Here is a 15,029-nt window from a genome sequence, read left to right as displayed (position 1 = left end):
TCGTTGTTCTTGAAAAACGATTTGATCGACACCTTGTCCGTCGTGCCCGCGATGGAAACCTCCAGAATGGCGTACCCGTAATCGCTTGCATCGTAGACCTGCTTCATCAACAGATCCGCAGGAACCACCCCTGCCTTGAACTCCAGGGTATTGATGCGACCAGGGGTGACATCATAACTGGCCTGAATCACGTCCTGACCATCGCCACGTCCGAAGAGATACAGATTGTTCCCGGTTCCTCCTGTGAAGGTGTCGTTGCCGAGCCCACCTTCAAAGATATCCGCGCCATCTCCTCCCTGGAGAGTGTCGTTGCCCGCTCCACCCGTCAGCGAATCATTACCCGAATCCCCATTGAGTTGGTCGTTGCCGTCACCACCAAGAAGGGTATCGTGCCCGGTGCCTCCGTAAAAAAGGTCATTGCCGGCGTCTCCCTGCAAGGTGTCATCGCCGTCTTCACCGTTCAGTTGATCGTCGTCCGCTCCACCAATAAGGATGTCGTTTCCACCTCGCCCCACAAGATAGTCCGCTCCCGCTTGACCGTTCAGGGTTTCTGCGGAAGTGGTACCAAATATCCAGTCGGCAAGGGCGGAACCTCCAAACAAATAACTCTGAATGGCCGCAAGATCCCAGGTCGTACCATCCGAAAAGCGAAACTGCTGGATCGGGTTGTAGCTGTTGGTCGGATCGTTGTTCTTGAAAAACGATTTGATCGACACCTTGTCCGTCGTGCCCGCGATGGTAACTTCCAGAATGGCGTACCCGTAATCGTTGGCATCGTAGACCTGCTTCATCAACAGATCCGCGGGGGCCACTCCTTCCTTGAACTCCAATACATTAAATCGACCAGGGGTGGTGTCAAAGGTAGCCTGAATGGTATCTTGCCCGTCCCCTCTGCCAAAGAGGTACAGGTTATTCCCAGTACTTCCATTAAGAGTGTCGTTGCCTGCACCACCCCGCAAAGTATCATTGCCACTATCCCCATACAGCGCATCGTTTCCATCACCACCTACGAGGATGTCATTTCCCTCACCCCCATAGATCGAATCATTTCCAGACTGAGCCACCAACAAATCATTTCCTTGACTGCCAGAAAGCGAGTCGTTACCACTCGTTCCTACCAGCAAGTCCGGACGTGCCCCCCCTGCCAAGGATTGTTGCGTGGTAGCTGCAAAGCGAACAGACCAACTGCTCAATTCCTCACTAAACGCGCCCAGATCGGGGTGATTATTGATTTGCACAATCAAAAAGTTGAGAGAACGCCAACCCAGATCGGCAAGATTGTTGTATCCATACGAACTGATAAATTCAACGAGATCAATAATACCTTGTTTTGGATTTGCGGCGATACTTTGCTCAAAAGCTGTTTCGATACTTGAAAACCAGGAGCCCCCGACACCAGGTAGCAATTCTTCGCTCATAAGGCTCTCATCCAGGGCATCCATAAAGGGCTTCAACCGGGTAACGAGGAGAAGGGATTCATAAATGTCTGCTTTGAATGCATCGTAGGCTTGGCATATATTAACAATTTGTTCACTTGCCAACGTAACCGTAAAGTTGCCTGCGGAACTGTCGATAGGTGTTGTACGGGCTTGGCCACTTATCCCGGCGTAGGTAAAACCCATAAAGCGCTCAACAACCCCAATCTTCCGGACAAAATCATTATATGCTGCTGTTCCAGCAGGAATCCCGGCCAAGATATAGGAAAGAGAAACGCCACTTCCGGAAAGAGCTTCGGCCTGGGCCTTGAGACTGGGCATGTCAGAGGTGTCGGCCCATTGTTCGATGAAGCTGTCCAACAGGTCGATCTGTCCTTGACGGGCAGTTTCCTGGGTATAGCTCTGCACCAGGTTGCCAAGCTGAGGGGAAAGACTGATGGCCTCACTCAAATCGCGTACTCTGCCGGACCCACGCAAAAAAGGTAGTGACCAAGCCTGGGCTGTAAGCGGTACTTTGTTGGAATATTCTCGATGGAATGTATTGACAACCAAGTTGAGATTACCTATCGCACCAACAGTCACCCCGGAACCACCGGAAGAACTATCCACGCGCGTGAACGTTCCCACAGCGGTCTGAATATTCCCGTTCCCCAGATTCGTTTGGACGCTGGTTCCAACAACACCAATGGATAGAATATTATTGGCCTCAAGACTGGTCAGTTCATTGGCTTGGCTGATGCCATCCTGATTCAAATCGCGCCAGATGCGTAAGCTTGCAAAGATGGCATCCGAGGCATCGATCTTCCCATCCAGATTACCATCCTGGTCCGCCAGGGCATCAAATCCACTTTGCGCCAGTTGACCATTGCTCTTCAGTGTATCGACCCCAAAGAGTTCTCGTCCGGAATCGATGCTGCCGTTTCCATCACGATCCAAAACCAAAAATCCGTCGTCGGATTTTACCCAACCGGTTCCGGTTCGGATGCCATTGGCATCATGATCGAAAAGGGTTACCTGTACACCATCGGCACTGGTCGTTTCGATTCCGTCCCCATCGAGATCCAGCACGAGAGGATCCCGCCGGGCGGGAGTAGTGGCCTGTCTACCATCCTGTGATCCACTTTTTCCAGGCCCTCCTGACGATCCTAGACCACCCCCATCTCCTCCAACTCCCCCATCATTGTCTGGTGAATTCTGTGTAGTAGCTGTACTCCCTACCCCCACACCCCCTCCTGCACCGACATCTGGAACCGTCCCAGAACCATTAGCTGATCCTCCACCCCCACCAGTTGCAGCTCCATTTTCACCGCCCCCAGCATTGTCCCCGCTCTCAGAGCTTAAATCTTCATCATCCCACAACAATGAAGGATTAATTACAACCCCTCTAGGATCTTTCAATTGATAGTGAACATGCTGCGGATAAGTTTGTTCGCCCTTTTTTCCCCACCCTCCCATTGTACCAATAGCATCTCCAGGAGCAACAAAATCCCCAACATTAACAAGCATAGATTGAGTGTGTAATATTTCATGAGTATATCCAAACGCATCGATAATTTTGATGGTATGATATTGCCCGCCAGCATAAATTACTTTACCAAATACTGGGGAATAGATTTTTGGATGCGATACGTTAAGACCAGATTGAGGTTGCGCGCCACCCATATCATAATTAAAATCTATACCCTTGTGGTTTGGTTTATCTTTTCTCGGCTCGTCCCACCAACCCGTAATATGCGGCGTTTTCCCGTCACGGGGAGGCAACATCAGATTCATTGCAGATGTGAAATTCATACAATCCTCCGTAATAAGCAGGGACATCAGAGATTTATTAAGTTATTAAAGAACATCACTCCAGTCCTCTACCCCAACAAGCTCCCAGCAGGCTCGTCTTACAAACAGGTATAAGATAGACACTCCAGAATCAACCCCATTAGCAGATACCACCCCCCTTCTTGGGGAGTATTTATTTACCGATATAGACAAACAACGACTCTTTGCACTTTTTATACCGTCCATCACAATTTGAGGTACATCACCTTGCTTGTAACTAGAAATATTTGCCCTAAACACGCCCTTCATATTCCTATATATGGTGTGCTCTAACACTCCAGATATATAGGCCTTTTGAACTTTTTCACTCTCAATAAACATTCTAGCAAAGCGATAAAAATCATGCGTTGGACAGCTAGCAACAGACTTGTCACTTTCTGAGGCACCAATATTGCAACCATATAAAACGACCAACAATACCACCCAATTTCTCACCAACACCTCCATTTAACCAAAACTCACAACTCGCACAATAGTTACATAGACCAGTTTTCTAAACCAACCAACACCCAACACCCATAATTAATAAATATCAACTCAGTCCTGATTCCAGAATCAAGTCCCTTGTTAATCACAACAGCTCTTCTTGGCGAATACTCATTCACATGCATATATACACATACACGATTCATTTCAGCCTTATTATACGTCACTGGGAACCTTATCTCATCCTTTTTTAGCATATGAATAACGGGGACGGAGTCATCAACCGACGCATCCTCTTTTAGAAAAAGATGCTCAAGAGGAACTTTAGTAAACCTCCTCTGAATCTCTTCATTTTCCATAAATGCATCATAAAACTCAAAAAAATTTGTTGATGGACAATAAATATCTTCATTTCCTTGTATTTTTTCCGATTGACCAGAATCAGCTAAACAGTAGTTGCAGCTCAAGATAATCAACAGAAAATGCATACCTACTGTAGACATACTCACTTCACCCTCCTTCACTATAACTATATAAAAGAGATTAACTTATTCTTATCTATTTTCTACTCCAATCATCAATCCCGTTCAGCTCCCAACACTGACCCATAGAAAAAAAGTATGAAATATTGATACCATCGCCATTAACAACTACCTGCATAAGTCTGCTCGTAATATGCTCAATTGCAATTATTTTCGAAGATTTTTTCTTCATATGTTCCTTGCTATCGATGACCGGGAATTGAATTTCGTCCAATCCTTTCATTTTAACCACCGGCTCGGGTTCAGGTTTGACGGATAAATCCAGCACCATTACCTCCAGGGGAACTCTTGTATAGGCCTTTTGAACAGTGAGATCTTCCCTGAAGACATCGAGAAATTCATTAAAATTCCGAGATGGACATGCCACCGAAGCAGTCAGCTTATTCGGCTTCTCCCGAAGATCAATATATTCAACATCATCTGCATAAGCATTACAACCAGTTACTAACAATAAAACGAAAATATGCGCCTGCTCATTCCACTTTTTCATACTCCCCCTCCCAGTGAGTACCACCAACTCTGTGCAAGAGACAATACTCTACAACCCCCCCCTATTTCAGGCCACTAAAATAAAAACCCTCCACAACCAGCACGAATTTAGCCTTCCATAACCGCTGAATTTCGGTCCAATTCAGCAGATTAACACAACTTTCAGAAACTTACCCTTTGATTTATCAAGGATTTTTCCGCTCCATAAACGCCGCCCTTACGAGAAAGCCTCCTGCCCATGATCAGGAGATCGTTTACCCCACCCACCCCAGGGATGAAACCCTTTTATGTATGGCTTTCAATCAGACTATTTCCTTGATATCAGGACTGTCAAGGGGAAAATTTCCCAGACCCAAATTCCAATTGATTTTTGTCTGAACAAAACGCCAAACCAGCATCAGACAGACTAAGATAAAATGCAACCTATTGTATATTTTGAAGATCGTTGCCAAATCCACCTGTTGCAACCTGGAATGAGTCATCCAAGCAGTATCTCTGTTGCTACCATACTCACTTATAATATGGCAGGGAGTTCCATTCTTAGGAGGAAGTATTTTATTCATCACATCTTTGAAGCGCATTTCTATCTCCATTTATATAGTTCGGAAGCATTGGTGGGACACAGACAGATTATGATATTTTGCTTTCAGTCATAAACTTCACCATTTTACTGACCATATGAAACAACCCACTCCTCAACCCGAACCAGCTTCCAGCATTTATTCCACGCAAACACAAAATACACTCTTGAGTTATTGTGTTCATTTCTGTACTCAACAACCGCTCTTCTTGGAGAGAATTCATTCACAAATTTCGATATACATATATCGCTGCTATTTTTATTGACAAACATTATCGGAAAATTCAGCTTAGCCAGAGGCACATGCTCGACCGACACTACTACTTTTTCACTATTACCTTGAACAGACTCATGTATATATATCAGTGGATCTTCAGTATGACTCTTTTGGCTGATACGATTATTTAAAAATGCACTTATAAATTGATAAAAACCCTTCCTAGAACAAACATCATTGTTAACATAGTTATTTTTATTTTCTGGTCCGACACCAGATACAGATCTAATGAACAAAGTGTTTATTGCAATACATAAAAAGATAATAAAACAGGAAGTTATAGTCGATTTTTTCATTTTTCATTTCATATAGTTAGCATAAGTGACTCAAGTTGACCAATCCTCCTCTCCCACCAATTCCCAGCACGAGCTAAGGACAAAAAACATATAGTAGCTTACACCATTTTCTCTACCTCCAACAGAAACAACCGCTCGCCTAGGAGAATATTTATTTAGTTTAATACCAATACAGTACCCTTCCTCAATATTCTTAGTAATATAATGTGGGAAGCTCATTTTATGCAATCTCCTACTTACCGATACAAAACTTTCGGGAATGTAATCCCCAACCATGTCATTTGTATGATAGACATCATAAAAAGGTAATTTAGTAAAAGATTTCTGAACATCTGCATTTATCGAAAATACCTCAAAGAATTCATAAAAATCCCGAGATGGGCAAGCTATCTGTTGGTCACGCATAGAAGCATTAACATTCGATGACTCACCTACCGAGTCACCACATCCCAAAAACAGGAGAGTCAGGCAACTAATTAATATAGCGAGAGAGCTTGCTCCGGGAGAACCAATAGGTAGTCTCACTTTTATCCCCTAGTTCAGCAACGATTAAATTATTTAACTACTTTGACCAATCGTCTATACCAGACAATTCCCAGCAGGAATTGAACGTAAAAAAGTATGATACGTTATAATTATTTCCTTGTAAAACCACCTGAACAAATCTTGGCGTAATATATTCAAAGGTATGAAGCTCAATGGATTTCGCCTTCATTGCCTCTCTACTGTCAATTAGCGGAAAGGGCAGATTTTCAACTGCTATATTATTGACAACAATCTCATAATCTGAGCCAGAGGATTTAGCCAGTGCCATCACCTCCAACGGATATATAGTAAATAATTTTTGCACATCGATACTTTCTGTATATATATTATAAAACTTCATAAATTCCCTGGAGGGGCACGTACTCTTTTTTAAGGATGCGTTTGGATCTCCAGTAAGATCCAAATACTCAAATTCGAAACGCCCGCCCGCAACAGGGGAGCTATTTGAAAATGGAATATTAAATACAATTACAACCGAAAAAATACATGCAATTATTTTGAATCTCATTCTACACCCCATCATTTTATGAGCCGCTGTATTTTCATTAGATAGTTTCTTTCTCAGCACAGGATCGAACGAAACTCCACCCTTTATAAACGTTCCTGATCAAGCCAATACCACAATTTCGGTCAAATCTATGCAGTTAAAACAAACTTCAGAAATTTATCCTTTGATTTATCAAGGATTTTTCCGCCCCATAAACGCCGCCTTTACGAGAAAGCCTCCTTGCCCATGATCAGGAGATTGTTTACCCCACCCGCCCCAGTGATGAAACCCTTTTATGTATGACTTTCTATCAGACTATTTCCCTGTTACCAGGACTGTCAAGGGGAAAAATTCCCAGCCCCAAAGTTCCAATTGATTTTTGTCTGCCCAATACGCCAAACCAGCATCAGACAGGCCAAGATAAAATGCAACCTATTGTTAATTTTGCAGTTCGCTGCCAAATCCACCTGTTGCGACCCGGAATGAGTCATCCAAATATCCAACGGCCAATTTCCCTTTTGGAAATCGGCTTTGGAATATCTGGCATTTTCCCCTAATCCAGGAGGGTGTCGGGCGGAAGAATAACTATCGGCGGGATCAGAACGAATTCGTCAGCAAGATACCTGCCCTGAGAATGGCTCCTCAAGACGGCGTTACGGCAAAGGGAACCTGGCCCACAATCCGGTTGGAGGCGATTGCGGCCAGGCCAATTAGGAGACAGGGTTTATTTAACAAAAACAACAATAGGAAAGAAAAAGGACAGAACATTTCTTTTTTTGATACTTTAAAGTAAAACATATTGAAAGGCAGATTACAGATGAATCGCCTTGCCCCCCGCCGCCATGGCGGCCTCCTTCAAAGCCTCCGCCAGGGAGGGATGGGGGCAGATGAGACGGCCCAGCTCCTGCGCCGTCATGCCCTTTTTAATGGCCAGAGTCGCCGTCGAAAGCCACTCCCCCGCATGGGGCGCCAAGATATGCACCCCCAATAAGCGGTTATCCTCCGCGCGCGCCACCACCTTGACCAGACCTTCCGCCTTGCCCATGGAACGGGCCCGACCATTGGCCTGCAACGGGAAAGAGCCGGTCACCACCTCCAAACCCTGCTGCCGGGCCTGTTCTTCGGTCAAGCCGACAGCAGCCAGCTCCGGGTCGGTATACAAAACCTGCGGAATGGTGTCGAGCCGCACATTGTCCCGCTGCAAACCCGCCGCCCGTTCCACCATGACAATACCCTCCTCCGAAGCCCGATGCGCCAGCATCGGACCCGGCGTCAGATCTCCGATGGCGTAAATACCCGGAACCGAAGTGGCGTACTGATCGTCGACCAACAGCCGTCCCTGGGCATCCTTCAACAACCCGAGCTGGGGAATCCCCGCCACATCGCTGTTGGGCACCCTTCCCGCCGAAACCAGAATGCGCGTTCCCGCCAGCACCTCCTCCCGGTCCTCCCGATCCCGATAAACCAGTGAGATGCCGTCTTCATCCTCGATGACACGCACCAGATGCACCCCCGTCAGGAACTGCATGCCCTCCTTGCGCAGTTGTCGCGTCAGGTGCCGGACCAGCGTCTGGTCCATTCCCGGCAGAATCTCCGGCAACATCTCCACCACCGTGACCTTCGAGCCCAGCCGCAGCCACAAGGAGCCCAGTTCCAGCCCGATCACCCCTCCCCCCACGATGATCAGATGGCGGGGCACCCTCTTGAAAGAGAGGACATGCCCGGAATGCAGAATGCGATGCCCATCCACCGGCAGCAAAAACAGCTCGGCAGGACGGGATCCCACTGCCAGAAGGATGCGTTCCGCCTTGACCTTGCGCTCATGCCCGCCCGAGGTGATCGCCACCGCTCCGGGACCTTCGACGCGGGCCTCCCCTGTCACGAATTCGACACCCGCCTTGCGAAAAAGATGGGCAATGCCCTGGGAGAGCCCGTCGACCACCTTCTCCTTGCGCTCCATCATGGTCTTGACATCCAGGGAGAGTTTGGACTCCTCGATGCCGTGCTCCTCCACCAGGTGCTGGGCCTCCCGGAAAAGCCGCGCCGTTTCGAGCAGCGTCTTGGAGGGAATGCACCCTTCCAGAAGACAGGTCCCCCCAGGTCGGCCATGCCGGTCGACACACAGGGTGCGCCAGCCGAGCTGGGCCGCCCGAATGGCGGCCACATAACCCCCTGGTCCGCCCCCGATGACAACCAGGTCGAAGCTCTCTCCCGCGCCGTCCGTCTTCATCTCTTCTCCCCCTGATGAAAGAAACATCTCCCGCGGAAATGTGGGGGAAATGAGCCTGGGACGCAAGCCCCCACGCCAAAATTCACCCCCGGATTCTCCCTCATTCCCCTGGACAATCGACACGATCAGCGTATACTGTTGTGCGGGTTTTTGCACTCTCGTTGCTGATCGAGGGTACCTCGTCACTTGCCACCAAACAGCCTGAGCATTTTGAGGAGATTGGTCCATGAAGCGTTGGAGCGTATTGTCCGTCACCGTTGCTGCCCTTTCCCTCCTGGCCACCCAGGCCCAGGCCGGTGATGCCGGTAAAGGCGAAGAGGTCTTCAAGAAAAAGTGCTTCGCCTGCCACACCGTTGAAGCGGGCAAGAACAAGGTGGGCCCCAGCCTCCTGGGCGTCGTGGGCAAGCCCGCCGGCAAGGCCGAAGGGTTCAAGTACTCCGACGACACCCTGGCCATCTCCGCCAAGGTCACCTGGACCGAAGCCCTGATCGTCGAATATCTTGATGATCCCAATAAGTTCCTGGCGACCCATTCCGGCAATGCCGGCGCCAAGAGCAAGATGACCTTCAAGCTGCCCGATGCCACCGAGCGCGCCGATGTGGCCGCCTTCCTGGCCTCCAAGAAGTAATTCCGCCTCACCCGGTCGCAAACCCGGAGCGGCTGCGCCGCTCCGGGAGCCTCACCTCCCCCGTCTTGACTTTATTCCCTGTTCGACTATACTGATTCTCAAGGTATCCAATTCAAATCACGTTGCCGGGGAGTTCCCAACATGAGCGTTGCGGCAGCAGCCCAAATCAGCGAATCCCGTGGTGAAGTGGCCAAGGCCCGCCTGGAGGAAAAAATCCATCAAACCGCCATCGCCAGCCAATCCGGCGATCTGGCCGTCAAGGGCAAAGCCGCCGAAAATCAACTGCTCAACAAGGTGCAGGCCACCTCCGCCTCCTATCGCCTGACCATTTCCATCGAGGCGGCCCGTAAAAGCGATATCGTCGCCTCTTCCTGACCGGTTCTGCCCACCCCTTGGGGAGATGACTCTCACCCTCCGGCGTTGCCATCCGGGTCGGAAGGCGAATGCGGCTCGGAGGTGTTCCGTTTCCTCCCGCGGGAGAACCGATCCCCGGCTCATGTCAACACGCCCTTCTCCCCTACCGCCGGGGAAGCCCACCCCTTCGAACGGAAACCCGATGCGTTCTTCGGGATTGGTTTTGATCTTGCATCCCTTCCTCGTTGGGCTACCACTCCGGCAGGGTTTGCCAGGGTTGGTCTTCTCCACCGGATGACGGTATCCCCCTTTGCCCAATAACGGATGCACGGTTTCCTCCTATTGTGCGGCGCAGGATCATGGAACTAGGCACTACCCTCTTCCAGGGACGCTACACCCTGGACCGGCTTCTGGATTTCGGATCGGGCCAACCTCTTTATCTGGCCCGGGATCTGTTCATGGAGTCCTCCGTTATCCTGCAGATTCTCGAAGTGGATCCATCCGCGACGGATCAGGCCGAAGCCATCAAACGCCGCTTTGGCCGATTGCACGCTCTGGTTCACCAACACATCCTGGGTCACCATGCCCTGGAGTTTGACGCGGAAGCCCAACTCTTCCTGGTGGTCATGGAGTATGTGGCCGGTGAAAATCTTGCCCGCCATCTTCAGGGCAAGGCGGAAAAAACCCTCTCCCAAACCGAAGCACTGCCGCTGCTGACTCAGGTGGCTTCCGCGCTTGATCTTGCCCATCGCCACCAGGTGGTTCACGGTCACCTCAGCCCGACGAATCTGCTCATGACCGCTCCCGGAGGGGTGAAACTGGTAGGGTTCTCCTGGCAGCTCCCCTCTTCTCCGGGGCTGTTCCAGGCGCGACGACACACCAAAAAACCACCGGAAATCGGCGGTCATCAGGCCTATTGGGCTCCTGAACTCCTGCAGGGCAACGATCCCAGCCCCCAAAGCGATCAGTATGCCCTCGGCGTCCTTTTCCTTGAACTTGTCACCGGACAGGCCCTCAGCCCGGCGGGTTTGGCCACCGCGACCTCTTTGAACCGCCGGCAGAAGGAGACCCTGGCCCGGGCCTTGGCGGAACAACCCTCAACCCGCTTTGCCACCGTTTCGGACTTCGTATCCGCCCTTGAGATGGCCTCTCGCCCCCTTTGGCAACACCCCAACGCCGGCGTCTGGCTCGCTGCCGGAGTACTGGCCGCAGCCGGGCTGACCTGGTTTCTGGGGGAACGCGGACTTCCCACGGCCATGCCCCGGACGGATGTCGCCAAGGCCCAACTGGCCCCCCCGGCGGCGCCTCCCGTCACCTCCCCGGCTCCGAGGTCTCCCGCCGCCGGAGAGGATCAAAAGGGCACGGCCCCTTCTCTTTCATCCGAAGTCAAGCCGGTAACACCCACGTCGGGAGAATCTCCCCTCTCCGCGCCGGAAAGCAGACGCCTGCAGGAGCTGCAAGCCCAGGCGGAAGCCGCCATGGCCGCCAACCGGCTCACCATGCCTCCGGGTCGAAATGCTCTGGAGAGCCTGCGGGAAGCCATGACCCTGGACGGGGAGAACACGCGAACCCGGGCCCTGATCGACCAGTTGGCCACCCTGATCGCCAATTTGGCCGCAGACGACATAGAGGCCTCCCGTCTGGTGGGTCAATCGGGTTCCACGGCCCTGGAAAAGCTCGATCGCATCCGCTCACTGGCTCCGAAACACCCTCGGGTGTACGAAGTTTCCCAACACCTGATCGAGCGGCTGTTGCAACTGGCGGAAGAGGATTTCAAAACCGACCGCCTCTCCTCCCCCGCCAATGCCAACGCCTTGCAACGTTTCCGGGCGGTTCTCAAGCTGGAACCGCAGAATACCCAGGCGTTGAACGGGCTGGAACGCATTGCGGAACGCTACATCCGCCTCTCCCTCAAATCGGCGGACAATGGGGGAGCCCTGCTGGATCAGGGGCGGCAGGTTCTGGGCGATGCCGAAAAATTCGAAACCATGGTGACCCGCCTCTCCGAACAGGATCGGCAGGAACAGGAATTGAAGCAACGTCAGCAGAAGATCGAACAGCTTCTGACCCAGGGCAAAAACCACCTGCTCGCCAAACGCCTGACTCAACCCGCCGGCTCCAACGCCCTGGAATCCTTCCGGGAGGTATTGGCCCTGGAGAGCGACAACGCCTCCGCCAAGGAGGGGCTTGAGAAGGTTTTCGAGACCCTGTTGGAATTGGCCAGCTCCGAAACCTCTCGTCCCGACATGCGGGAGTCCTACCTGAAAAAGGCCGAGGAGATCCTTCCGCAGGATCCGCGCCTTGTGGCCGCCAAGGGGAGCTTCTCCAGTCCCGGGGCAACCTCCAACCTCTCGCCGGACCTTCTGCGTCAGCTTCAGGAGATCGATGCCCATCTGGAGGCGGGACGCCTGACCAACCCGGCCGGAAGAAACGCCCTCGAAGCCATCAACACCCTGGGAACCTCCGCGTCGACTCTTCCCGAGTTGTCGCAACGACGGGATCGTCTGGTCAATCAATTGCTGGAACTGGCCAATCAGGATCTGCAGGAACAGCGACTGACCCAACCTGCGGGACGTTGCGCCCTGGACCGGTTCGCTCTCGTTCTCCACCTGTTGCCCCAGCAACCGCAAGCCCTGGAAGGACTGGACAAGGCGATCAAGGCCCTGCTGGTTTTGGCGGAAGAGGATCTCGCCCAGGATCGACTGACCAGCCCGACCGGTCGCAACGCCCTGGAAAAATACCGCAAAATCCTCTCCCTCTCCCCGGAACACGGCCAAACCCGGACCGCCATGGCGCAACTGGTGGAACAACTGCTGCAAAAGGCCCGGGAAGACCTGAAAAACGATCGTCTTTCCCCCAAGGATGGCAGCGGATCCCTGGCGAAGTTTCGCTCGATTCTGGAGATCGTTCCCGACCATGCCCAGGCCAAAGAGGGCATCGAAGAGACGGCCTTCCGTCTGATGGAGTTGGCCGACAAACCGGGCCTTCCTTCGAAAACGGCTCAGGAGATGCGTCATAAGGCCCAGGAAGCCGTCGGGAATGCCGAACGCCTGGCGGTATTGAACAAACGCCTGGAAGAGGCACGGACCACGCGGGCTGCCGCCGAACGTCAGGAGCGCATCCAGGATCTGCTCGCCAAAGGGCAGACCAACCTGGAGGAAGGACGCCTGACCAACCCGCCCGGTCGCAATGCCCTGGAACGTTTCCGGCAGGTGCTGGAGATCGATCCTCAACAGGCTCAGGCCAAAGCCGGGCTGGAAGGCCTTTTCACCCGTCTGATGGAAATGGCCGACAAGAGCAACAACCCTCGGGAGCAGGCCGAACTGCGGGCCAAGGCCGAACAGATTCTGCCGGGTGACCAGCGTCTCGCCCCGACCAAGGCCGAGACCACACCTCCGCCAGCCGAGGCCCCGCCCGAAGCACCGCGCCTCTCCGCCGGAGTGGACAATCCGGAATTGAAGACCCTGCTGACCAAGGCGGAAAATCACCTCCTGGCCCTGCGGCTCGTAGCGCCCCCCGGCAACAATGCCCTGGAAATCTTCCAGTCCATTCAGAACCGGTATCCCAACAGTCCTCTGGCCAAAAAGGGCCTCGGTCTGATTGTGGAACGGCTGGTGGAACTGGCCCTGCAGGGAGAGACCGTCAATACCAAAGCGGCCGATTATCTGGAGGAGGCGGAAGAGATTCTGCCGGGTGACGCCCGCATCAAACAGGCTCGTCTGGCCTTGGAGAAGAAACGCGAGGATCAGCAGCAGCGCATCAAGGATGCCACCATTCGCAGCCTGGTGGAAAGCGCCGAAATCGACATACAGGCCGGGCGTTTCACCAGTCCACAAGGCAATAATGCCCTGGAAAAATACAATGAAATCAGCCGAATGAATCCCGGAAACCCTGCGGCTCAATCCGGCCTTGACCACATGGTCAAAACGTTGATCGGGCTGGCCCGGGAGCATGGCACCAATCTGGAACAGGCCAACAGCTATCTGGACACGGCGGAGCAGATTCTGCCGGAAGATCCGCGCATCACTTCGGCGCGAAAACGCCTTTCGGAGCCCCCGACTGCCGCGCCGAAAACACCGGAAAACGCCACGACCCCTCCCTCCCCTCGCCCCGAGAATAACGGAAAAAGCAACGGGGCCGGCAAACCGAATTCCAGGGAGTGGCAGGATCCCACCACCGGCATGTCGTTCCTTTGGATTCCCGGCGGCTGTTACCAAATGGGCGCGGAAGGCTTCGACCCCGATGAAAAACCCCTGCACGAAGTCTGCGTCAAAGGTTTCTGGATGGGCAAGTACGAAGTCACCCAGGGAGAGTGGCAAAGTGTGATGGGCACCAACCCGTCCACATTCAAAAAGGGCAACAATTTTCCCGTGGAGATGGTCTCCTGGTACGACGTGCGCAGCTTTGTCGAAGCGTTGGAACAACGCACCCACCAGACCTTCCGTTTACCCACGGAGGCCGAGTGGGAGTTCGCCTGTCGCAGCGGGGGGCGCAACGAAATATTCGCCGGCAGCCAGGAACCGGGTAACGTGGCCTGGTATGAAGAGGGCAACACCGAGCAATCCACCCATCCCGTCGGCACCAAGGGGCCCAACGGACTGGGGCTTTACGACATGAGCGGTAACGTTTACGAATGGGTGGCCGATTGGTACGACCCCCTCTTTTACGGCAACGGGCAGAAGGACAATCCCGTTTCCACCGACAAGTCCAGCAACTATGTCATTCTGCGTGGCGGCTCCTGGATCAACGATGACGATCATGTGCGCTGCACCAACCGGGACTGGCTCAAACCCGACTATTGGTACGATGTCATCGGCTTGCGACTGGTGAGAATGGGACCACCACCCGCTCCTTAAAATAGCGCAAGGAAATATTCTTCCTGACCGAATTATATGTTAACATGGCTTC

General features: G+C 52.3%; 12 protein-coding genes. 3 read left to right on the top strand and 9 right to left on the bottom strand.

The features are described from left to right. The 9 genes from HQL56_02510 to lpdA form a co-directional block, all read right to left on the bottom strand. Positions 1–3,227, bottom strand: a 3,227-nt coding sequence (locus tag HQL56_02510) for a peptidoglycan DD-metalloendopeptidase family protein (GenBank protein MBF0308389.1), incomplete at its 3' end; no start/stop codon positions are given. Between the two features lie 45 nt (positions 3,228–3,272). Further along, the gene (locus HQL56_02505) at positions 3,273–3,701 is read right to left on the bottom strand and encodes a hypothetical protein (protein ID MBF0308388.1); all 429 of its coding nucleotides are present in this window, start codon (positions 3,699–3,701) and stop codon (positions 3,273–3,275) included. Between the two features lie 41 nt (positions 3,702–3,742). Then, positions 3,743–4,195 (bottom strand): hypothetical protein, encoded by a 453-nt coding sequence (locus HQL56_02500; protein ID MBF0308387.1) that lies wholly within the window; start codon positions 4,193–4,195, stop codon positions 3,743–3,745. 55 nt (positions 4,196–4,250) lie between these two features. After that, the gene (locus HQL56_02495; protein MBF0308386.1) at positions 4,251–4,724 is read right to left on the bottom strand and encodes a hypothetical protein; all 474 of its coding nucleotides are present in this window, start codon (positions 4,722–4,724) and stop codon (positions 4,251–4,253) included. 301 nt (positions 4,725–5,025) lie between these two features. Beyond that, positions 5,026–5,304, bottom strand: coding sequence for a hypothetical protein (locus tag HQL56_02490; GenBank protein MBF0308385.1), 279 nt, complete (start codon positions 5,302–5,304; stop codon positions 5,026–5,028). 86 nt (positions 5,305–5,390) lie between these two features. After that, entirely contained in the window at positions 5,391–5,876 is a 486-nt protein-coding gene (locus HQL56_02485) for a hypothetical protein (protein ID MBF0308384.1), read from the bottom strand. A 30-nt stretch (positions 5,877–5,906) separates the two neighbouring features. Further along, entirely contained in the window at positions 5,907–6,401 is a 495-nt protein-coding gene (locus HQL56_02480) for a hypothetical protein (GenBank protein MBF0308383.1), read from the bottom strand. Positions 6,402–6,438: 37 nt separating this feature from the next. After that, positions 6,439–6,930, bottom strand: a complete 492-nt coding sequence (locus HQL56_02475) for a hypothetical protein (protein MBF0308382.1) — start codon at positions 6,928–6,930, stop codon at positions 6,439–6,441. A gap of 790 nt (positions 6,931–7,720) precedes the next feature. Beyond that, a complete protein-coding gene (gene lpdA, locus HQL56_02470) occupies positions 7,721–9,139 on the bottom strand; it encodes a dihydrolipoyl dehydrogenase (protein ID MBF0308381.1) in 1,419 nt (472 codons plus the stop codon). A 226-nt stretch (positions 9,140–9,365) separates the two neighbouring features. Here lpdA and HQL56_02465 point away from each other — a divergent pair, with 226 nt between their 5' ends. The 3 genes from HQL56_02465 to HQL56_02455 all read left to right on the top strand — a co-directional run bounded on the left by HQL56_02465 (position 9,366) and on the right by HQL56_02455 (position 14,977). After that, positions 9,366–9,767: a c-type cytochrome gene (locus HQL56_02465; GenBank protein MBF0308380.1), complete on the top strand. Its 402-nt coding sequence runs from the start codon at positions 9,366–9,368 to the stop codon at positions 9,765–9,767. 141 nt (positions 9,768–9,908) lie between these two features. Beyond that, on the top strand, positions 9,909–10,142 hold the full coding sequence (locus HQL56_02460) for a hypothetical protein (protein MBF0308379.1): 234 nt from the start codon (positions 9,909–9,911) through the stop codon (positions 10,140–10,142). Between the two features lie 338 nt (positions 10,143–10,480). Next, positions 10,481–14,977 carry an SUMF1/EgtB/PvdO family nonheme iron enzyme gene (locus HQL56_02455; GenBank protein ID MBF0308378.1) on the top strand — a complete coding sequence of 1,499 codons (4,497 nt, stop codon included), beginning with the start codon at positions 10,481–10,483 and terminating at the stop codon, positions 14,975–14,977. Positions 14,978–15,029: the final 52 nt, after the last annotated feature.

The sequence above is a fragment of the Magnetococcales bacterium genome (genome assembly GCA_015231925.1).
GTDB lineage: Bacteria > Pseudomonadota > Magnetococcia > Magnetococcales > JADGAQ01 > JADGAQ01.
Note: the sequence above shows the minus strand (reverse complement) of the source record. Positions and strands in the feature narration are given on the sequence as shown.

What these genes read in the sequence shown, in the direction of transcription:
- HQL56_02500 (MBF0308387.1), bottom strand. Translation starts at nt 4,195, where the DNA reads ATGTCTACAGTAGGTATGCATTTTCTGTTGATTATCTTGAGCTGCAAC.
- HQL56_02495 (MBF0308386.1), bottom strand. Translation starts at nt 4,724, where the DNA reads ATGAAAAAGTGGAATGAGCAGGCGCATATTTTCGTTTTATTGTTAGTA.
- HQL56_02490 (MBF0308385.1), bottom strand. Translation starts at nt 5,304, where the DNA reads ATGCGCTTCAAAGATGTGATGAATAAAATACTTCCTCCTAAGAATGGA.
- HQL56_02485 (MBF0308384.1), bottom strand. Translation starts at nt 5,876, where the DNA reads ATGAAAAAATCGACTATAACTTCCTGTTTTATTATCTTTTTATGTATT.
- HQL56_02475 (MBF0308382.1), bottom strand. Translation starts at nt 6,930, where the DNA reads ATGAGATTCAAAATAATTGCATGTATTTTTTCGGTTGTAATTGTATTT.
- lpdA (MBF0308381.1), bottom strand. Translation starts at nt 9,139, where the DNA reads ATGAAGACGGACGGCGCGGGAGAGAGCTTCGACCTGGTTGTCATCGGG.
- HQL56_02465 (MBF0308380.1), top strand. Translation starts at nt 9,366, where the DNA reads ATGAAGCGTTGGAGCGTATTGTCCGTCACCGTTGCTGCCCTTTCCCTC.
- HQL56_02460 (MBF0308379.1), top strand. Translation starts at nt 9,909, where the DNA reads ATGAGCGTTGCGGCAGCAGCCCAAATCAGCGAATCCCGTGGTGAAGTG.
- HQL56_02455 (MBF0308378.1), top strand. Translation starts at nt 10,481, where the DNA reads ATGGAACTAGGCACTACCCTCTTCCAGGGACGCTACACCCTGGACCGG.